The organism is Desulforamulus aquiferis, from assembly GCF_030577015.1.
In the GTDB taxonomy this organism is placed as follows: domain Bacteria; phylum Bacillota; class Desulfotomaculia; order Desulfotomaculales; family Desulfotomaculaceae; genus Desulfotomaculum; species Desulfotomaculum aquiferis.
The window spans coordinates 77028-98260 of sequence record NZ_JARPTC010000013.1; the positions used below are offsets into that span (position 1 = coordinate 77028).

Sequence of the window (21233 nt, forward strand, 5' to 3'; positions counted from 1 at the left end):
TCCAAATCATTTATTCCCTTTACAAAATTTAATTCCTGCAAAAAAGATATTGTTTGTATTCTAAATACAATATTACATGGCCTACTTTTGGCAGGACTTTCATAATATTATGTAGAAATAAATTCCTGTCCGTAAGTAAAGGAGGGCATAGAGATGTCTGGTACTACGGTAGGAATACCAAGGGCTTTAGCATACTATCTATATTTCCCCAGATGGAGAACTTTTTTTACAGAATTAGGGGTAAACGTAGTTACTTCCAAACTTAGCAACCGCCAAATGCTTGATGACGGAGTTAAGGAAGCTCTAGCGGAAGCATGTGTTCCAATAAAGCTTTATTTTGGACATGTTCTTTCCCTTAAAGACCGTGTTGACTACATCTTTGTACCCCGCCTTTATTGTCTTAATGGAAAAACCTTATTCTGCCCAAAATTTTTAGGTTTACCCGATATGATAAAGCATGGTATTGATAATTTACCCCCTGTCTTAGATACCATGCTTAATAACCGGGACAAGGGCATAATTTCCAGAAGAATTGAAATGACAAAGTCCTTTTTTCAACTGGGAGAAAAGTTCACCAGAGATAAAGTAAGGATAGTAAAAGCTATTTACAATTCCCTAAAGGTAGAAAATAAATATTGCCAGCTTTTGCATAAGGGACTATTGCCAAACCAAGCTTTAGAGGTATTGGACGGTGCCAAGGTTCCAGAAAAATTAGGTAAAGGCTCGCTAAATTTTGCAGTATTAGGCTACCCCTATCATCTATATGACGATTTTATCAACGTAGGAGTATTTAATAAACTCCATCGCCTTGGGGTTAATACCATTACGACCGAAAACCTTAATTCAGGTCTCCTGGAGAATATAAAACACAACCTTCCCAAAGAAATGTTCTGGACCTTTAGCGACCGAGCCTATAAAGCAGCCTTACACTTCTTTAAAGAGGGAAAGGTGGACGCTATCCTTTACGTTACAGCCTTTGGATGTGGACCAGATGCAATGGTCTACAGAATGATAGAGCTAGAAGCTAAAAAGTACCCCCATATTCCCTTCATGGTACTCATGATCGATGAGCATAGTGGTGAGGCTGGTATGTCTACCAGGTTAGAAGCCTTCACAGATATGGTCAGACGAAGGAAAGAGTTAGGTGCTTGCTTATGCTAAAAGTTACTTTTCCCCGCATGGGCCACTCATATATTGCCTTCAAGATGTTATTGGAGGATTTGGGAAATGAGGTAATTGTTCCTCCTCGACCAAGTAAGAAGACACTGGATTTGGGGGTGCAGTACTCCCCTGAATTTACCTGCCTCCCCTTTAAAATATTAATGGGCACATATTTAGAAGCAATACAAATGGGTGCTAATACCCTGGTTACCTCGGGAGGGAATGGACCCTGTCGTGCAGGCTTATATGCACAGGTGCATCAACGAATTATTGAAGATCTTGGGCATCAGATTAACATGATTTGTTTTGAAGCTCCCTTAAGTCACCCCATCGACTTCCTTAAAAAGGTGAAGTTTTTGAATAGCTCAAAGCTATCCTACCTTTCCGTTTGGCAGGCCATTAAAAAGGGTTGGCATAAACTTAAAGCTCTGGACAATATAGAAAAGCTAACTCACCAAATAAGGCCCAGGGAAAGGGATAACGGTACTACCTCCAGGGTATACAGGCAAGCCCAGAATTGGTTAGGTCAGGCCAGTACCATAAAGGATATTGATGAGGCTTACCAGGAAGCTGTGAAGTCCTTAAATAATATCCCCCAGGCTCAGGATCGTTTAATAATCAAAATTGGCATGGTTGGTGAAATATATGTGTTGCTTGAACCCGCCAGCAACCATGAAATTGAAGAGGTTCTTGGCAGCCTGGGCGTAGAAATAGAACGTTCAATGTTCCTTACTGGTTGGACCAAGGATAATTTAAATGAAAAATGTAATGAGGTTGTAACCTGCCATAATGCAGCTAAACCTTGGATTCCAGTGGCGATTGGAGGACACGGCCAAGATACTGTTGGCCATGTTATTTTATACTCTCAACGGGGTTTTGATGGAGTAATCCAGTTGGCGCCTTTCACTTGTATCCCTGAAATAGTGTCTAAAACCGTGCTAACACAGGTAAGCAAGCAGCATAACATACCAATATTAACTTTCTTCTTAGACGAGCAAACGGGCAAAGCCGGTATGGCTACCAGATTGGAAGCCTTTGTAGATCTACTAAAACGAAAAAAGCTAGGAAATCCAGTGGATAAAACAATAGCTACAGCAAGTAGGGTGATCATATGAAAGCATATTTAGGTATAGACGTTGGTTCAGTCAGCACTAATATAGTTTTATTAAGTGATGAAGGTGAAGTCATAACAAACCTTTACATAAGAACCAGAGGCAGACCCATTGAGGCACTTCAAGCCGGCCTTCGGGAAACTGCTAAAGATATTCCTGCAGACATAGATATTGCAGGTGTAGGAACAACAGGCAGCGGCAGATTTCTTGCCGGTGTGATGGTCGGGGCGGATGTTATTAAAAATGAAATAACCGCCCATGCTGTGGCAGCTTCACTATATGAGCCCCAGGTGCAAACAGTATTGGAGATCGGCGGCCAGGACTCAAAAATAATCATTTTAAGGAATGGTATTGTTACGGATTTTGCAATGAATACCGTTTGTGCTGCGGGCACAGGCTCTTTCCTGGACCAGCAGGCTTCCAGATTAAACATACCCATTCAGGAATTTGGCAGCCTGGCATTGAAATCTACTGCTTCGATTAGAATTGCTGGACGATGTACTGTTTTCGCTGAATCTGACATGATCCATAAACAGCAAATGGGTTTTCGGGTGGAGGATATCATTAACGGACTATGTGAGGCCTTGGTGCGAAACTATTTAAATAACGTGGGAAAGGGCAAAGAGATCCTATCACCAGTTCTCTTCCAGGGTGGTGTTGCCGCAAATCAAGGAATTAAAGCCGCCTTTGAACGTTCTTTAAATATAGACATTCAAATTCCCAAGCACTTTAATGTGATGGGTGCCGTGGGTGCAGCCCAGTTGGCCAAAGAGGAAATGGGTCGAGGAGGTAAGACAAAATTTAAAGGCTTGAATATTACCAATCTTTCTTACCTTACCCGCAGTTTTGAGTGTAATAGCTGTTCCAACCTTTGCGAGATTGTGGAGGTACTGGAAAACGAATTGGCCATAGGACGTTGGGGTTCCCGCTGCGGACGCTGGGATTTAGCCGACGGTTAATTATAAAGGTACGCTGAAATGCGTAGCTTCAGCCTGTTGAAAAAGGTATAACTGGGTTTTAATAATCCCGAACAGCGACATTCGAAGCAGTGGAAACAGCGCTTCGCGAAGCTGAGAATGCGAAAATGGGTGAGCGGACATGGATGTCCGCGAAAGCCTGAGGTAAACACGATGTTTACTCGAAGGCGGCCCATTTTCGCCCGAAGCAAGCGATTAGCGCTGTCCGCTGCGGAGAGAGGAGTCGTGAGGGATTATTAAAACCCGAATATAGGTAGTTTCTCGACAATCTGAAGGTACGCTTAAATGCGTACCTTTTTGGATCATCGGACTTAATGTTTTTGTATACTGACTGTGGGGTGGCCTTTAATTAAATGCACTGGCCTATTCACCAAATATACGCCACCAAGAATTAAAAAACCACCCAGGGGATGAAAACTCTTTAAGTGCTCCCCTAATAGAATGATAGACAAAATAGCTCCGGATAGAGGCACAATGTTTTGGAAAATAGACGCTCTGCCAGCCCCCACCCTCTGAATTCCCACAAACCAAAGCACAAAGCCTAAGGCTGAAGCAATAATGGCTAAATAACCCAATCCTAAGATTGATTTATAGGACATGCTATGGATAATATCTCCCGATAGCTGGGGCAGTGCTGCTAATGTTAGCATTATTGCTCCAATACCTAAGGCATAGGTTGTGGAGACCACTGGAGAAAGACTCTTCATGGCAATCTTACCTCCAATGGAATACAAACTCCAGGCAAGTACACTTATGGTAAGCATGATATCTCCTGGGTTTAAATCCCATCCAACAAGTGAAGCCGGATGACCCTTAGTCACAATAACTATTACGCCGGTCAAGGAGATAATAAAGCCTAAAGCCTGACGAATATTAATCCTTTCCTTAAGTATTATACCGGACAAGACAACAGTAAAAACAGGGCCACAGGCCACTAATAATGAACCATCCATGGCGGCAGATATCTGTAGTCCTTTAAAAAATAAAACATTGTACAAAAATACTCCGGTCAAGCCCAAAAATATTAGGATTGGCCAGTCTTTAAGAGCTACCTTTGCCTTACCCCTCTCCTTCCAAAGCATGAAGGGCAATAAACAAAAAAAAGCCAGCCAAAAACGTCCTGTGGCCGCCACTAAAGGATGAAGCTCACCAACCACAACCTTAGCTGCTACAAATGCTCCTCCCCAGGATACAGTAGCACAGATTAACATTAAATAACTAAGCATGTTTCCCCTTAATATCAAGCTTTCCACCCCGGTCTTAAAGTTATTAGGCTATCATTCATTAATCATAGCACATCTAATAACACATCTTAAACATTATTTTCTAAGTGCCTTAAAGTAAGCAAGACACGCATTAACTATTTAATGCGTGCCTTGCTACATCAGATATTTTATAGTCCAAAAATACTGCTTATTTTGCTGAAGAATTTAACAAGAGGTCTATTTAATGTTACTTCTAATTCTCTCTTCTCTGTTTGAACCTTACTTAATTCCTGCTGTGTTAGCTTTAAAGATTTTTGTAAATCCTCACCGCCCTCCAAAGCCTCCTTTAAATCATTACTGAGGATATTTATGTCCTGATGAAGTCTGCGCTCTTCTATATTTGTCATCTCTTGATATTTTTGTATTTTTTGCTTAAGCTCCACTATCTCTGTTTGTAGTTCTGCTACCCTTGTACTATACCTCTCCTTTAGTTCAGCCAAACGAGCCTTGTTTTCCCTGTCCCTCTCTTTATATTGCTGCAGCTTTGAAAATAAACCCTCCAGGCTGTTTTGATTTTTATCCATTGAACACTTTAATCTTTGGTTTTCATTTTCTGATTCTTTAGCCTTACGTACCCAAAGTCGACATTGGTATAAAATACTGTTTGCTTTATTCTCTGTTCTTTCCAATTCATTGCGGTACCTTAATATCTCTTTCTTCCTTAAATTAAGCAGTAAATCCTTTTCAGATAATTGGGTTGCTAACTGATTATATTGAGTTACCACCGAGGCCCGCTGGGCTAGGGCGGCTGCAGCTTCCCTTTGGGCCGCTCCAATTTCATTTAACTGTCGGGACATGTTCTCTGCCTTCTGTACCCATTTTGTGCGATCCTGCTGCCATTGTTTCTTTTGTTTATTTAAAATATTTAGGTATCTTTTAACTAATTCATCATATAATAATTGTGCCTGCTGGTTATAATTCCAGACATCACTTCCCATTCTTTCAAAGTATGGAAACTTACCTAATACCTGTTGGACAGCGGGCTTGCTGGTGGGACGCCACTCGTTTACACACTCAAATATTTGTTGAGTGGACAACCCCCCTTGGTGTAATTTAAGGGCCTTTATTACCAGGTGCTTTAATGAATATTGTCCAGCCTCAACATTCCATTCCGTTAGTCCCCAATTTCCATTATCTAACTGAATAAATCTCCCATCAGACATTAGAGAAGCTTCTTCAGCTAGTTTTCTAATTCTTTTCTTTTTGGCAACAGGATTGCTGACTACCTGACGCAGGGCAATGGGTTGCTGTCGTTTAATCAGCATGGCATATAAGTGATCATTTTCAGAGTGCCCCTGCAACTTTAGCCGCCACTTTCCATTCTCATCTGTGTAAAAGCAGGGGTGTTGCTTTAGGCATAGCCGGACCTTCTCAATAACCTGCTGCTGACCATAATCCTGCAGCATTTTTCTTTGCACATAAGGGGCTATCTCTTGAACGGACAGGCCGTCAAAAAAGAATAGAGTCTTTTTAAGGACATCAGTAAGAGAATTCAATTTAGCCGTCACTTCTACCCATCACCTTCCTGATTATAATAAAAGGTATATTTGGAATTTAATCCCTTTTTATTACTCTTATTATTCCTCTTTTTTGTCCAGTTCCCTGCGTCTTCACTGTAAATTTTTTCCTACAACATTCCCAAAATAGTCTCAACAGGCTGACTAAGTTTGACTTATAACTACTTAGTTTTGTCGTATTTATTAAAACAATAATGGCCCATGTCAATAACTTTTTATGTTACTGACTATCCCTCAAGAAGGATTAAAGTAATAAATAAAAAACCATTAAATGCTTGTAATTATCGGCACAAGTAACATATAATAAGTTAAAAGGTCATTTTTATTGCTCAAACGGTCAATACTGACCCCCTAACGGTAATTACCTGGGAGGTGATATTATGAGCATTGCCCTTAACTCCGAAACTAACAGTCAAAAAGGTTTCCCACCCATTCGCCCCGAAAATGGTGTGCTCACAACTTCCCGTGGTTTACTTCATTTAGAAGGTCCCTGCACAGCAGATTATATCTCTAGGTTAACCATGGATGAAGGACTGCGGAGTTTTAGACCACCGGCAAGACAACAGGAAGCCTTGATGCTGATTTCAAACCTCCCGGAGGGAAAGGTGTTTATTGCCAGATTTCAGGATAGCATCATCGGCTATGTAACTTTCCACTATCCAGATGATTACAGTAGATGGAGTAAGCACCCCTATGTACTTGAGTTAGGTGCAGTTGAAGTAAGTCCTGAATGGCGCAAAGACAAAGTAGCCCACTTTTTATTAACTGAAGCATTTATGCACGATTTTGTTGAAAATCATATTATAATTACTATAGAGTTTTGTTGGCATTGGGATCTAAAAAACAGTGGCTTAGGCATGATTGAATACCAAAGAATGCTAACCCGGCTATTCTCAAGTGTTGGATTAAAAAAACGTGCCACTGATGACCCTGATATCACTGAACATCCAGCCAATGTCATGATGGTTAGATTCGGAAAGAACATACCAAAAGAAGCAATTTTAAAGTTTGAAGAGCTTACATTTTTAAATCGAGGAAGATAAACAAAACCTGCAATCCAAGATTGCAGGTTTTGTTTTCTTATTTTCAATTAAAAGCTATAGTTTGGCGACTCTTTAGTGATGCTTACACCGTGGGGATGGCTTTCCTTTAACCCCGCGGGAGTAATTCGGATAAATTGTGCCTTAGTCCTTAATTCCTCAACGGTTCGGGACCCGGTATAACCCATTCCCGCTTTAAGCCCTCCAATGAGCTGGAAAATTGTATCTGCCAGAGAGCCTTTATAGGGGACACGACCTTCTACACCCTCAGGAACCATTTTCTTAGCTTGCTCCTGGAAGTAGCGATCCCCGCTACCGTCTTTCATTGCACCCAGGGAGCCCATGCCCCTGTATACTTTATAACTCCGACCTTGATAGATTTCCTTTTCTCCAGGGCTCTCTTCCGTTCCCGCCAAAATACTACCTAGCATAACTACACTGGCCCCGGCAGCTATTGCCTTGGCTATATCCCCTGAATATTTAATGCCTCCGTCAGCAATTATAGGAATATTATATTTTGCTGCTTCCTGGGCACAATCGTAAACAGCTGTAATTTGAGGAACTCCAACCCCAGCAACTACCCTGGTGGTGCAAATGGAACCTGGTCCGATACCTACCTTAATTGCATTGGCACCAGCCTCAATTAGATCTTTAGTAGCTTGTCCTGTGGCAACATTTCCTGCGATTAGATTTAAATTAGGGTAGGCTTCTCTAACTTTGCGAACTGTTTGAACCACCATGCTTGAGTGTCCATGGGCGGTGTCCACCACTATCACGTCTACCTTTGCTTTTACCAGGGCCTCCACCCTTTCCAAGGTATCTGACGATACCCCCACCGCTGCAGCCACCCTAAGTCTACCACGGTGATCCTTAGCAGAATTAGGATATTCCTTAGCCTTTTTTATATCCTTAATGGTGATTAAGCCCTTTAGATAATAATTTTCATCCACTATCGGGAGCTTTTCCACCTTATACTTCATCAATATCTCTTTTGCCTGATCCAAAGTGGTACCCACCGGGGCTGTAACTAAATTATCCTTGGTCATTACTTCTCTGCAAAGGCGGTTGTCATTGGTTTCAAATCGAAGATCCCTATTTGTTAGAATCCCCACCAACTTGCCTTCAACTGTGATAGGAACTCCTGAAATGTGATATCTTTCCATCAATTCATGGGCTTCCCTAACAGGACTTTCAGGAGAAAGGAAAATCGGATCTGTGATAATACCATGCTCGGATCTCTTAACTCTATCAACTTCCATGGCCTGACGTGTAATGGACATGTTTTTATGAATTACCCCAATTCCCCCTTCACGGGCAATGGCGATGGCCATTCTCGACTCAGTAACAGTATCCATTCCAGCACTCATGATGGGAATGTTTAGTTTAATATCTTTAGTGAGGTAGGTACCGGTTTCTACGTTTCTTGGTAAAACCTCTGATGCAGCCGGAACTAACAATACATCATCAAAAGTCAGACCAGCTTTTGCAAATTTGTCTGGATACACCTGCCCTCTCTCCCTTCTTGAAATTATTTAAAAAATGTATTCGTTTATTATAGCACAGGTATGTTAAAGTTTGTCATAAAAAATATTATAAAGAAGTTGCTGTTACCAACGAATTCTCACTATTCTTCCCGGCAAAAAAACCTTTATTAAAATATTTTTCAAAATATTTTTTGCATAATTCCTAACAGGGGGAATTAAAAGGGTTAGCCCAATAAAGTCGGTTAATAACCCGGGTGTCAACAGTAATAATCCGCTGGCTATAATAATCATGCCTTCAAGTACCGAAGAAGTTGGGATCTGCCCATGGGCAAGCTCAAGCTTAATATTATTGATCACCACAAACCCCTGGGATCTTATTAAAACAATACCTATAATACCCATTACAACAATAAAACCTAAGGTAGGCCAAAAACCAAATCTCCGTCCTGATTCTATAAGTATTAACATTTCTATAACAGGAACAATCAATAATAACGCTAAAATCCTTTTAAACATAATATCTCCTTAACTGATTAAGCTATTTTACTATGACATGAAAGGTGCAAGAATTTCAGCACCCTTCATTTCATATATTAGTCTTGTCCAACAATGGAGCCAATACCTCTAGTCATAAAGTGCTCCCTGAGATGACCAATAGTTTTGGGATTTACACCAAATTCTTCACCCATTTGCTCATCTGATTTATCATTTTTGATTCCATCAATAAGGGCATCAAAGTTAATTCCAACTTCCTTGGCCTTAGTTTCGAGACTTGGTTCTGTACTCCAGGGTACCCTTGATCTTAAATACTCTTCCATAATATTACCTCCAGTACCAATATTTCAAGATGAAATTAGTTTTTCTCAAGCTTTATTATATTATCCCCTACATACCTTTATAAAATGAGTAGCTAGTCGCATTTACAGCAAAAGCCACCTTAACGGGGATAACCCGGTAGGTGGCTTAATCACAAGCTTTTTGCCCATCTAAGTGACAGGTATCATTATAAAGCTCTAGAATAGCTTTATCACTTTCAAAAATTTCAATAACAGTTAAAGATACATTATCTAAACGTAATTTCCAGAAATAATTCAAATCCATCCCCAGGACCGTTCCAACCAGGGCACGAATCACCCCGCCATGGGCAACTACCACAGAGCTTTTATCAACCTGCTCCTCAGCAATTCTTAAGATAGCCTCCTGGCAACGATGGACAACATCTAAAAGCCTTTCACCAGACGGAATTTGCGTCGTCAGTGGTTTTGACCACCACTCTGAGCTAATTTCACTGAAATTTTCCGATATTTCTCTGCTTGTTAGACCTTCCCATTGTCCAAAGTTGATTTCCCTTAGTTCCTTTACGTTTTGAACAGGCAAACCATGGGGTTTAGCTAATATTTCAGCAGTCTCCCGTGCCCTTAACAGGTCACTGCTGTAAAAAGCATCAATTTTTTCTTTCCTTAGACGTTCTGCTAAGTATTGGGCTTGTTCCTTCCCCTTGTCTGTCAATGGAATGTCGGAATGACCCTGAAATCTTCCCCCTGCATTCCAGGAGGTTTCACCATGTCGCACTAAATATATTCTTGCTCTCAAAGGCACCAACCCCTTTATTCTAGATTTTTACCTCTTGAGACTTTATCTCTATGGGAATTCCTGCAGTGACCAGATATACTTCATCAGCAATTTTCGCAATTTCTTGATTGGTTATTCCATTTAAATCACGAAATAATCTAGCCAACCTGTTTCCGGGAACAATTGACATACCCACTTCACTGCCAACTATAATTATATTGCACTTAACTTCTTGACAGCTTTGGGCAAATTGTTTTACCTGTTCAATTATATATTTTTCCCTAGCAACCCAGTTTGCTTCAACATCCGGTTCACTGCCCATAGTCAGCAAGTTGGAGATCCATAATGTTAGACAATCTAAAAGTATAACATCACAATATTGCTCCATTTCTTGTATTGCTTTACCTATCTCCAGGGTCTCTTCCTTTGTTATCCAAGCTATAGGTCGCCTTTGCCGATGAAGCTCGATACGTTTGATCATTTCCCCGTCCCCAGGCAAGGCTGTAGCCAAATAGCCTATCCTCTGCCCTTTTGATGCTAATCTTTCAGCAAAGCTGCTTTTTCCTGACCTTGTGCCACCTAATACTAAGATTATTTTCCCTCTTTCCATTATTCTCCTTCTTTCGTTAACATTGCAACAAAAATAAATATATATTATTCTTAAGTGAGACTTTGCTTCTTTATTACATTAACGGAGGTCCAGTGTGTTTAATAGAGCAAGACAGTTTTGGAACGCCTTGTTTAGTAAAATGGGTACAGAAGAGCTTACCTTTGTAAAAAAGCACCTTAATGCAAAGGAGCAACACCTTTTTTTTACCATGGATCGGCCAACCCAAACCCATTGTGTAAGGGTGGCCCAAACATGTCTAAAATTGGCAACACAACATAAGGTGAATAAAGAGTTGTTGGTGAAAGCCGCTTTACTGCATGATATAGGCAAACCGGCGAATGTAATAAAAACATTCCACCGAATAATTATAGTACTGACTTCAACCCTAGTCCCAAAGCTATCAAAACATCTTATTAACCAGCACAGTGATTTCCAATTATATAAAGCCTTTCATGCCCACTATTGTCACCCTGCTACAGGGGCAAATATTGCCAGAATGTCAAAGCTCCCTGAGGAAATGGTATATCTAATCGAAAACCACCATCATAAGTCCAGACCTAATGACTCCCTTGAACTCCAGCTTTTGCAGCAGGCTGATGATTTAAACTAATTATACCATGACATCCCCTTTATAACACCGTGACCGCCATAAGGCGGTCATCTTGCTACTTGCATTTATTAAACATTGTCTACCTTGCTTCGTCTTCTAACATTGTTTCCAACTTAGCCTGCAATTCAACAATACGCCTGTTCTGCTGCAATAGATTTTGGGCATAACGGTAGTTATCCTTATGCAACTTACGGTTTTCCTTTTCTAGGCGAGATACAAAACCTGATTTATCTTTTTCAATCTTCTCAATTAGGTTCATCAATACCCGGCGGCTAAGTCGAAGCTGCTCAATTTTTTCCTCTAATTCCTGAATCCTTTTTTGCAGATAATGGATATCAGCACTGCCATTCAAAACCACACCACCCCTTAAATCTGCTTAAACTAGTATATGCCGGGTGGTGGAATTATAGACTTTTAACTAGCTAAATTGGAAGGATGAACCAATTCTTACCAGTGCCTCTTTAAGATTTTCCTCGTTTTGAACCATGGCGATCCTTACATAACCTTCTCCCTGTTCACCAAAGGCTACTCCCGGCACCATTAGAACCCCTGCCTTATTCAGTAGCTCTAAACAAAAGTCTACGGATGATTTATATCCTTTTGGTAAAGGAGCCCAAATAAACATTGAGGCCTGGGGCCGAGGCATTTGCCAGCCCAGTTGACCCAAACCGTCAACAAGTATATCTCTGCGGCGCTGGTAAGTTTCTGCCGTTTTCCTAACACACTCCTGGTCTCCCATCAAGGCCGCAATACCTGCTTCCTGTACAGCAAAAAAGACACCATAATCGATATTGGATTTAATCTGTCCCAGGGCACTTAGAACCCTTGAATTACCTACGGCGAAGCCAAGCCTGCAACCTGCCATATTGTAAGTTTTTGAAAGGGAGTAAAATTCTATGCCTACCTCCTTGGCACCAGGAATTTGCATAAAGCTTGTTGGTTTAAAACCATCATAGGCCAACTCAGAATAGGCTATATCGTGACAAATTAATATATCATATTTTTTGGCAAATTCCACAACCTCAGTAAAGAAGCCTTCGTCAGCAGAGGCAGCCACAGGGTTATTTGGGTAATTTATGGTCATCATTTTAGCCCTCTGGGCAATTTCAGGTGGAATAGCAGCAAGATCTGGTAAGAATCTATTACTTGCCAGCAGAGGCATTGGGTATAATTCTCCTCCTGCCAGCAGAATTGATGCTGAGTAGATAGGATAACCGGGATCAGGAACCAGGGCAATATCACCTGGGTCAATGTAGGCCATGGAAATATGCGCCAGACCATCCTGGGAACCCATTAATGTTATCACTTCTGTCTTGGGATCAAGCTCAACATTAAATCTTTCCTTATACCAGGTTGCTAAGGCTTGATGAAGCTCTAACTTACCCTCTAGGGGATAAGTATAATTATTGGGGTTTTCTACCCCTTTGCGAAGTGCCTCAATAATATGGGGAGCGGGCGGAAGATCAGGACTGCCCACACTTAGATTAATAACCTTTAAACCCCTTGCCTCCACCTTGGCCTTTGCCCGTGCCAACTCTGTGAATATTCCCGGCGTTAGAGATTGCATTCTCTGTGCCAATTTCAATTCCATCATCCCCTAATTCAATTTTTTCTAATTATAAGCCTGTGCTAAATCCTTTAATCTCTGTACAGACTCGTAGGGTGCCCCAGTAGTTCCCAAAGTGTTGCAGGCCTCATGTCCCGTTCCATGGTAATCAGATCCACCGGTGGGTACTAAGTTATACTTCTTGGCTTTTTCCAAATAATACTGTACCATTAATGGTGAATGTTTTAAATGCCATACCTCTAATCCCTTTAGACCAACTTCCAGTAGTGATTTAATAATAGGGCCACTATCTTTTAATAGTCCCGGGTGAGCCAATACTGGTACGCCACCGGACCTTAAAATCAGCTCTACGGCTTCCCTGGGGGTAAGTTTCTCCCTTGGTATATATGCCGGCTTTTCAGCACCAATATATTTACTAAAGGCCTCCTGGGCTGAAGATACATAGCCTTTCTCCTGCATAGCTCTAGCCACGTGAGGTCGTCCTACTGAGCCACCCTTTGAAAATTCTAAAATTCTATCTAATTCTAAGAATATATTTAATGCTTTAAGCTTACAAAGCATCTTCTTAATCCTGTCTAATCTATCTCCCTGAAGTTCTCGTAATTTTGATATAAATTCATCATTATTGGGGTTTATCAGATATCCAAGTACATGGATTTCATTACCCTTCTGGTAGGTATTCACCTCTACACCGGACAATACTTCAAGGTTAAAACCATTGGCTGCCTGTTGAGCTGGGATTATACCTTCCATGGTGTCATGGTCAGAAATAGCAATGGCCTTAAGACCCAATCTTAAGGCCCTGCTTACTACTTCACCAGGTGTATCGCTCCCATCTGAGGCAGTTGTATGAATATGCAAATCAGTTAACAAGTCTATCACCACTTTTTAGTTACAGTATGCCCCTTTAAGAACATATTCATTTTTCTAGCTAGTTGTACGAAATTCCTTCTAAATATTTCTTTATCCGCAAACTTCTTTAAATAAACGTAGCCAATTAAGACCCAATATATGCTCTATTTCACCGGACTTATAGCCTCTTTTACTCAAACTTTGTTCTATGTTTGGTACTGCAACTCCTGCATCATCTAACCCTTCGGGTATTATGTCAATACCATCAAAATCTGAGCCAAGCCCTATACAATTCAGACCACCAATTTTATATAAATGATCAATGTGGTCTATTAATCTATTAATATTTGGCTCTCGTATATCTATGAACTGCGGAACATAGGTTACACCTATGACACCACCCTTGTCTGCCACAGCCTTTATTTGATTATCTGTCAGGTTTCTCAAATGGTTGCAAATAGCTTGACAATTTGAATGTGAGGCAGCTATTGGGGTTTTGCTCTCCTTAACAACATCCCAAAAGCTAGGTTCTGACAAATGTGAAATGTCTATCATCATTCCCAGGGCTGACATTTTATAAACTACTTCCCTGCCGAAGGGAGTCAATCCCGTGGCCATTTGCCCCATACCAACGCCATCTCCCAGGTCATTTCTTCCGTTCCAGGTTATAGTTAAACCCCTCACCCCCAGGCGGTAATATTCTTCCAGTTGCTCAATATTACCGTTTAAGGCCTCCCCACCTTCTATAGTAAGAACCGCAGCAATTTTACCTTTTTCTGTGCAAGCTATTATTTCATCATAATTATTTACAGACTCAATATCAGAGTAATTTTTTATTACTTCACTATTATATAAGTTGATCATTTCCTTTGCATATAACAATGGACTGCTGTAATATTCTGGACCTATAAAAATAGCAAAAAATTGGACATCAACCCGTCCTTTTTTTAACCGGGGGATGTCCAAGTGTCCCTGGGTAGATATTTTACCAAGACTTCTATTTTGGCTTTGCAGTACAGTTATGGTATCACAGTGTGCATCAATAACAGGCATTTTAAACCTCCTTGAATCACACAGGAAGCCCAAGCAAGTAAGAAACCTGTCTGCATTTTTGGCAAACAGGCTGTACCGAATTAGTTATATTAGTTTACCGGGGCTCCACTATTAGTTTAATGGCGGTTCGTTCATCACCATCAATTATAACGTCAGTAAATGCAGGGATGCAAATCAGATCTACTCCACTGGGTGCTACAAAACCTCTGGCAATCGCAATAGCCTTAACAGCCTGGTTTAATGCACCCGCACCAATTGCTTGCATTTCGGCACAACCGCGTTCCCTTAGAACTCCAGCCAGTGCTCCGGCAACAGAATTTGGATTGGATTTTGCTGAGACTTTTAACACTTCCATGCTGTAACCCTCCTTAGTTAGTTTGGATGATTGCTCTAATCCCTGTATTGATTTTATTCTGCTAAATCCTAAAAATTCCTGCCTTTTAAAGAAATTTAAAAATTTTGCAGCTTATTCCAAATTAAATACCCGTTCTATGGTAGTGGCCTCACCCGTATCGGGATCAACTTCTATTAGTACTGCGTTTAATTGATAGGCTGTATCGGCTACCTCAAACCTTCTTGGCATTTGTGTTATAAATTTTTCAATAACTACCTCAGTGTTAACGCCAATTACCGAATCCCTTGGCCCAGTCATACCTATATCTGTTATGTAGGCACTACCGTTAGGCAGAATTCGTTCATCCGCCGTTTGGACGTGTGTGTGGGTTCCGCATATTGCTGATACCTTACCATCTAAAAACCATCCCATGGCCATTTTTTCCGAAGTTGCCTCAGCATGAAAGTCAACCACAATTATTTTAGCTTTACCGTTTATCTCTTCAAGAATTTGACTTATGGTACGAAAGGGACAATCCAATTCTTGCATAAATACCCGACCGGATATATTTATAACAGCAATTTTATTCCCACAAGGACTGTTATATATGTTATATCCAAGACCCGGCGTACCCGGGGGGTAATTGGCTGGCCTTAGTAAACGTTTCTCTTTATCAATATAATCAATAATTTCTTTTTTATTCCATACATGATTTCCCATTGTAAATACATCAATGCCAGCTGTAAAAAGTTGCTTTGCTATATCTTTAGTTATTCCGTGACCACCGGCAGCATTTTCCCCATTGGCAATTACAAAATTAACCCTTAGTTCTGACCTTAGGTAATTTAAGTTGTCAATTATGGCCCTCCTGCCAGGGTTGCCAACAATATCTCCAATCATTAAAAAGCGCAAAGTCCTATGAATCCTCCCTACTTGTTAAAAACCAAAACGCGACCTTCTTCTCTAAAGGCATAAAGTCTTTTATTCTCGGACTTAGCTTTTACGCTTTCAAGCATATGCTCAATTAATTCCTCTTGTACAACTAAATCCTCGTCTATTAGATGATCGGTTTCTTCTGTAACAAGCTTATTGTTTATGTACTGTCGAAACAGCTCAACCATAAGGGCTATCTCTTCCTGTACTAGTGTATCCACATCCCTCTGAATCTCAATCATGGTGAAACCTTCAGATTGTTTATACTCCAGGTATACAACCTCAGGCTTTTTTCCCTCAAGGGAATTATAAATTTCAATGCTTGTTAATATTTTGTTCTTTAATCCGTCCAGCTCTGTAATGCCTAGAGTCCCAGCATAGATAAATGTAAACCTTAATACCTGCCTATCCGGGTCAAAATTAATCTTGGCCACCTCGGGATGTCTTATTAAAATTGAAATCAGTAGGCTTACACTGCTGGTCACATCTTCTTTACCTTTGTATCGAAAATCCAAAACCTTAGTCACCACCCATTATGCAGTCAAATAATTATTAATTCTTTTATTTACTTGACATTCCTGCTAAAAACACACAATCCTTGATAAAAACTTTCTTCCATTTCTGGCAGATTTCCCTTTTAAGAAAATAATTTAGACCCAAGAAACTTGGGTCTAAATTTAAGTATTATTTTGCATACTCAACATATCTGGTTTCTCTAATAATTATTACTTTTATTTGACCCGGATAGTCGAGTTCATTCTCAATTTTCTTTGCCACATCCCTGACCAACCTAATTGCTGCCAGGTCATCAATCTTATCCGGTTTAACCATAATCCTAATTTCTCTACCGGCTTGTATAGCAAAGGACTTCTCTACACCTTCAAATGTGCCTGCAATCTCTTCAAGCTTTTGAAGACGTTTAATATAGGACTCGAGGGTTTCCCTTCTAGCTCCTGGCCTAGCTGCTGAAATGGCATCTGCTGCTTGAACCAATACTGCTTCAATGGTCCTTGGTTCTTCATCACCATGGTGAGCAGCAATGGCATGAATAACCTCTGCACTCTCTTTATACTTTTGACAGAGATTTACACCAATAGCTACGTGAGGTCCTTCCACTTCATGGTCTACAGCTTTTCCAATATCATGGAGTAATCCTGCACGTTTTGCCAATTTGACATCAATACCTAACTCAGCCGCCATTAATCCTGCTAGATGACATACCTCTATGGAATGTTTAAGTACATTCTGTCCATAACTGGTCCGGAATTTAAGCCGTCCCAATAATTTAACCAACTCAGGATGGAGTCCATGCACTCCTGTCTCAAAGGTTGCTTGTTCTCCGGCCTCTCTGATTTGTACCTCAACATCTTTTTGCGCCTTTTCGACCATTTCTTCAATTCTAGCCGGGTGAATACGCCCATCAGATATTAATCTTTCTAATGCTAATCTAGCTACTTCACGACGGATTGGATCAAATCCTGATAATATAACGGCCTCAGGGGTATCATCAATTATTAAATCAATTCCGGTAAGGGTTTCAAAGGCCCTAATATTACGCCCTTCCCGTCCTATGATACGGCCCTTCATTTCATCGTTAGGCAATGGAATAACGGCAACAGTCGCCTCTGCAACATGATCAGCAGCACACCTCTGGATAGCCGAGGATATAATATCCCTGGCTCGTTTTTCTGATTCTTCTTTCGCCCTGTTTTCATGTTCCTTGATCATGACCGCCACATCATGCTGCAGATCCTTTTCGATATCATTTAGCAATACTTGACGTGCCTCTTCGGACGAAAGGCCGGAAATTCGTTCCAGTTCGGTTAATTGGCGATTTAAAACATTGGTTAATTCACCTTTAGCATTTTCAATTTCAGATTCCTTTTTGCTAAGAGTTTCCTCTTTCTTTTCCATGGAATCCATTTTTCTGTCTAGAGTTTCCTCTTTTTGAAGTAACCTACGCTCTAATCGCTGCAATTCATTCCTGCGCTCTCGGATATCCCGCTCCATTTCATTGCGCAGCTTTAGAACTTCTTCTTTAGCTACTACTATAGCTTCACGTTTTTTGCCCTCAGCATCCTTCTCAGCTTCATCCAGAAGTCTTTTTGCCTGGATTTCAGCAGATGCAATTTTACCTTCGGCAATATTCTTTCTAATTACATAACCCACAGCCAAGCCGACTATGAGAGTAATTATTATTACTAAAACTACTTGAGTAAGGTCCATTTTTTCTCACCTCCTGTAATATAAGCTTTGTTTACACACGTTTAATTTTCCCAATAAAAAATACCGAGTAAAACTCGGTAGAAAACGAACAGATATCTGGTTGTCCATATCACAGGTAAGCTACTATACCATTTAAAGGTATAGCTATAAACATAAAAAGCCAAAGATCCCTAAACAAGGGGTTATGCCTAAAGGATATTGGATTTGTTATATATAAAAAACCTGTTGCCAGATATCAAATTCTATTTTCTCCCAAACGTAATTGTACATCTTTTTGTACTAACTGTCAAGGTGCTGCACCGCTGGCAACTCCGGGCAGGACCTATGGTTGGGAGTATAATTATCTATCCCTTAATTAGCTTCGTCATCAGGTTCAATTGCTCCAAAATCAGTGGGCAAATCTACATTACCCAGGGATAGGCTTTCACGGACTTTTCTTTCTATCTCCCGGCAAAGTTCCGGACGCTCCTTTAATAAATCCTTGACATTCTCTCGTCCTTGACCAAGTCTTTCATCCCCATAGGAGTACCAGGCTCCGCTCTTGTTAATTATCTTTAAATCCGCTGCCACATCCAGGACACTTCCTTCTCTAGATATCCCTGTACCATACATGATGTCAAACTCAGCAGTTTTAAATGGTGGGGCAACTTTATTCTTTACTACCTTTACCTTGGTGCGGCTACCCACCATGTCCGCTCCCTGCTTAATATTCTCTTGCTTACGAACTTCTAATCTAATGGAGGCGTAGTTGGCTAAGTGCCCAACGCCTTTCTACATTGCTGTAGTAGGTTTTCAAACACTCGCCACCGAACCGTACTTGAAAGTTTCCAATCATACGGCTCTCCAGTTGTTACTAAGATACTTTCAATTTCAATTCATTGGATGATTCTGCATTTTAGTCTAGTTCTCCGTTGTGAAGTTTTCTGTGACAGTTATTTTCTGAACCGTATCCACACAGAACTAGTGTTTTTCTATTCCTGGCGACCATTGTTTCTTCCCATTTTTTCTTTCCTTTGAGGTTTTTTAGTTTCCTAACGTGGTGTACCTCGAAAGGACCTGTTTTATCTCCACACCATTCACATTCATCGGCGAGAAGTCTTTTGATTAGCCCATTTCTGCCTCCATAGTTGGTATTTGGCATGAAGTCTATGCTTTGGTCAGTTGGTTGGTCGTCAAATATTTTTTTGCAGAATATTATTTCATCGTAATGAAGTAATGGTACGAAATTAGAATGGCCTTTTTTGTTAGTCCATGTTATTCCCCATTGTCCATCCCTGTAGTATGCTTGTTCGCCTTGTTCCGTCTTTTTTGACATAAGTTTTGACACTTTTGTCCTATATTTTCCTGCTAGTGTTTTGCAGAAACTTTGTTTAAAGATAAAGTGTGCATTTGTTAGCTTTGTCTTGACATCAAAGGCAAATTTGTAATATTGATAGAATCCTCTGAACTCAGAATTGTATGCCTTGATTATTTCTAATTCGTCATTGTTGAGAAATTTAGGTCTGTGTGCGGGCTTCCAGTTCTTGCTATTGGCTTTTGTGTATCCATTTTTAGTCATGAAATTTACTAGAATTTCATGAGGAAGCGATAGCTTGATACTTTCCACTGCGGTTCTAGCTAATACTTTTCTACCGCTTATTTTCCGCCTTCTAAGGAGGTCTCCTCCTTGATTCACGAATATATCATATCCAAGGAATCTTACTTTTTCTGAGTTATGGGTTATCAATGTTTTTTCTTGGCTTAATTCTAGGGATAGTCTTTCTTTGAGGAAGATCGTTAACTCCTCTTTAACCTTAATAGCATCTTCTTTGGTTCCAATGATACCAATTAAGAAGTCATCGGCGTATCTGACATAATTCATCCGCTTGTATTCAGAGTCATTTTGCTCATAAGTTCTGTGTTTTTGAAGTTCTTTTGTAAGCTCCTTTATTTCTCGGATAATTTTTCTCCTTTCCTCTTTCGTGGGTTTTCTGAGGAATAGGTTTTGTTCTATTTTTTCCATAGCAACTTCCGTTTTATCTGGTGGAAGGGTTTCAAGGAATCGTCGTCTTTTGAATATCTTATCCGCTATAATCTTATATGTTCTATTGTTCTTCCTCTTTTTACCCTTGTTAAACCCGAGGATGTAATCTTCTACATATCTGTCTAATTCATTGAGATATATATTGGCTAAGATTGGGCTAATTATTCCACCTTGTGGAGTGCCTGAGTAGGTTGGATAGAACTTGAAATCTTCCATATATCCAGCTTTAAGGAACTTCCAAATAAGTCTTATGAACTTTTCATCCTTGATACGCTTTCTGAGAAGGTTTATTAGGACTGTGTGTTTAATGTTGTCAAAAAATCCTTTGATGTCACCTTCAACCCACCATCTTGTTCCTGTATATGCTCCTTTGACTTGAAGTAGAGCCGAGTGACAACTTCTCTTAGGTCTAAATCCATGAGAGTTTTCTGAGAAGTTTTTTTCATAAATGGCTTCTAGGATTAACCTTACGACTTCTTGTATGAGTTTGTCGTAAAAGGAGGATATTCCCAAAGGCCTTTTCTTATCACTATTTTTCTTAGGAATGTATTGTCTTTTAGCAGGTTTAGGTTGATAGGATTCATCCTTTAGAACTCTGATTACATCTTCGATCTTTTGTAGACTAAAACCATCTATTGTTTGACCGTCAGAACCTGGTATCATATTTCCTTCTTTGGCATAAATTTTTTCATATGCTTTAAGATAGAAATCTCTATTATATAGGTTCCTGTACAATCCTTCGAATACGTACCCATCTTTTTGTGAATTGTTATTTAGTATCTCTAAAACATCATCCGGGTTTCTCATGGTCTCACACCATAACCTTTCTTTTGTTTTAGATTCACAACCTGTCCCCCTTTGCCATGTAGTAGTTATTAACTACCTCAGACTACTACG

The 21233-nt window shown here is 40.2% G+C and carries 21 protein-coding genes and 1 pseudogene; 5 read left to right on the forward strand and 17 right to left on the reverse strand.

What is annotated here, in order from left to right:
* The first annotated feature begins 153 nt into the window (after window positions 1-153).
* The 3 genes from P6N53_RS09325 to P6N53_RS09335 are packed head-to-tail and all read left to right on the forward strand — an operon-like array spanning window position 154 to window position 3232.
* Entirely contained in the window at window positions 154-1161 is a 1008-nt protein-coding gene (locus P6N53_RS09325; RefSeq protein ID WP_304542574.1) for an acyl-CoA dehydratase activase-related protein, read from the forward strand.
* A complete protein-coding gene (locus tag P6N53_RS09330; RefSeq protein ID WP_304542575.1) occupies window positions 1155-2276 on the forward strand; it encodes an acyl-CoA dehydratase activase-related protein in 1122 nt (373 codons plus the stop codon). Before P6N53_RS09325 ends, P6N53_RS09330 begins: the two co-directional genes overlap by 7 nt.
* Entirely contained in the window at window positions 2273-3232 is a 960-nt protein-coding gene (locus P6N53_RS09335) for an acyl-CoA dehydratase activase (RefSeq protein ID WP_304542576.1), read from the forward strand. The genes P6N53_RS09330 and P6N53_RS09335 overlap by 4 nt, the downstream gene beginning before the upstream one ends.
* Before the next feature lie 329 nt (window positions 3233-3561).
* Here the strand turns inward: P6N53_RS09335 and P6N53_RS09340 are convergent, their stop codons facing one another.
* Both P6N53_RS09340 and P6N53_RS09345 read right to left on the reverse strand, forming a co-directional pair.
* Window positions 3562-4476, reverse strand: coding sequence for a DMT family transporter (locus tag P6N53_RS09340; protein WP_304542577.1), 915 nt, complete (start codon window positions 4474-4476; stop codon window positions 3562-3564).
* A gap of 167 nt (window positions 4477-4643) precedes the next feature.
* Window positions 4644-6023 carry a coiled-coil domain-containing protein gene (locus P6N53_RS09345; RefSeq protein ID WP_304542578.1) on the reverse strand — a complete coding sequence of 460 codons (1380 nt, stop codon included), beginning with the start codon at window positions 6021-6023 and terminating at the stop codon, window positions 4644-4646.
* 389 nt (window positions 6024-6412) lie between these two features.
* On the opposite strand from P6N53_RS09345, the gene P6N53_RS09350 reads away from it, so the two are divergent.
* Window positions 6413-7075 carry a GNAT family N-acetyltransferase gene (locus P6N53_RS09350; RefSeq protein ID WP_304542579.1) on the forward strand — a complete coding sequence of 221 codons (663 nt, stop codon included), beginning with the start codon at window positions 6413-6415 and terminating at the stop codon, window positions 7073-7075.
* A gap of 47 nt (window positions 7076-7122) precedes the next feature.
* On the opposite strand, the gene guaB is transcribed toward P6N53_RS09350, so the two are convergent.
* The 5 genes from guaB to cobU form a co-directional block, all read right to left on the reverse strand.
* A complete protein-coding gene (gene guaB, locus P6N53_RS09355; RefSeq protein WP_304542580.1) occupies window positions 7123-8577 on the reverse strand; it encodes an IMP dehydrogenase in 1455 nt (484 codons plus the stop codon).
* Between the two features lie 102 nt (window positions 8578-8679).
* Window positions 8680-9072 (reverse strand): FxsA family protein, encoded by a 393-nt coding sequence (locus tag P6N53_RS09360; protein ID WP_304542581.1) that lies wholly within the window; start codon window positions 9070-9072, stop codon window positions 8680-8682.
* 77 nt (window positions 9073-9149) lie between these two features.
* A complete protein-coding gene (locus P6N53_RS09365) occupies window positions 9150-9374 on the reverse strand; it encodes a helix-turn-helix domain-containing protein (protein ID WP_304542582.1) in 225 nt (74 codons plus the stop codon).
* Between the two features lie 145 nt (window positions 9375-9519).
* Entirely contained in the window at window positions 9520-10155 is a 636-nt protein-coding gene (cobC, locus tag P6N53_RS09370) for an alpha-ribazole phosphatase (protein WP_441315723.1), read from the reverse strand.
* A 13-nt stretch (window positions 10156-10168) separates the two neighbouring features.
* The gene (cobU, locus tag P6N53_RS09375) at window positions 10169-10738 is read right to left on the reverse strand and encodes a bifunctional adenosylcobinamide kinase/adenosylcobinamide-phosphate guanylyltransferase (RefSeq protein ID WP_304542584.1); all 570 of its coding nucleotides are present in this window, start codon (window positions 10736-10738) and stop codon (window positions 10169-10171) included.
* 94 nt (window positions 10739-10832) lie between these two features.
* On the opposite strand from cobU, the gene P6N53_RS09380 reads away from it, so the two are divergent.
* The gene (locus tag P6N53_RS09380; protein WP_304542585.1) at window positions 10833-11348 is read left to right on the forward strand and encodes an HD domain-containing protein; all 516 of its coding nucleotides are present in this window, start codon (window positions 10833-10835) and stop codon (window positions 11346-11348) included.
* Window positions 11349-11427: 79 nt separating this feature from the next.
* Here P6N53_RS09380 and P6N53_RS09385 read toward each other — a convergent pair whose 3' ends face one another.
* From P6N53_RS09385 to P6N53_RS09430, 10 genes and pseudogenes are all read right to left on the reverse strand, one after another.
* A complete protein-coding gene (locus P6N53_RS09385) occupies window positions 11428-11700 on the reverse strand; it encodes a translation initiation factor 2 (protein ID WP_304542586.1) in 273 nt (90 codons plus the stop codon).
* A 66-nt stretch (window positions 11701-11766) separates the two neighbouring features.
* Entirely contained in the window at window positions 11767-12933 is a 1167-nt protein-coding gene (locus tag P6N53_RS09390) for an LL-diaminopimelate aminotransferase (RefSeq protein WP_304542587.1), read from the reverse strand.
* Window positions 12934-12960: 27 nt separating this feature from the next.
* A complete protein-coding gene (locus P6N53_RS09395) occupies window positions 12961-13797 on the reverse strand; it encodes a PHP domain-containing protein (protein WP_304542588.1) in 837 nt (278 codons plus the stop codon).
* Between the two features lie 81 nt (window positions 13798-13878).
* Complete coding sequence (locus P6N53_RS09400; protein ID WP_304542589.1) at window positions 13879-14820, reverse strand: dipeptidase; 942 nt, start codon at window positions 14818-14820, stop codon at window positions 13879-13881.
* 94 nt (window positions 14821-14914) lie between these two features.
* Window positions 14915-15175: a stage V sporulation protein S gene (locus tag P6N53_RS09405; protein WP_008413380.1), complete on the reverse strand. Its 261-nt coding sequence runs from the start codon at window positions 15173-15175 to the stop codon at window positions 14915-14917.
* Between the two features lie 111 nt (window positions 15176-15286).
* Window positions 15287-16066 (reverse strand): TIGR00282 family metallophosphoesterase, encoded by a 780-nt coding sequence (locus tag P6N53_RS09410; RefSeq protein WP_304542590.1) that lies wholly within the window; start codon window positions 16064-16066, stop codon window positions 15287-15289.
* Window positions 16067-16083: 17 nt separating this feature from the next.
* Window positions 16084-16602 (reverse strand): hypothetical protein, encoded by a 519-nt coding sequence (locus P6N53_RS09415; RefSeq protein ID WP_304542591.1) that lies wholly within the window; start codon window positions 16600-16602, stop codon window positions 16084-16086.
* Window positions 16603-16771: 169 nt separating this feature from the next.
* Window positions 16772-18313, reverse strand: coding sequence for a ribonuclease Y (gene rny / locus P6N53_RS09420; protein ID WP_304542592.1), 1542 nt, complete (start codon window positions 18311-18313; stop codon window positions 16772-16774).
* A 351-nt stretch (window positions 18314-18664) separates the two neighbouring features.
* Window positions 18665-19060 (reverse strand): annotated as a pseudogene (locus tag P6N53_RS09425) (RecA family protein); the annotation flags it as partial.
* A gap of 148 nt (window positions 19061-19208) precedes the next feature.
* Window positions 19209-21143, reverse strand: coding sequence for a reverse transcriptase/maturase family protein (locus P6N53_RS09430; RefSeq protein WP_304542593.1), 1935 nt, complete (start codon window positions 21141-21143; stop codon window positions 19209-19211).
* Between the last annotated feature and the right edge of the window lie 90 nt (window positions 21144-21233).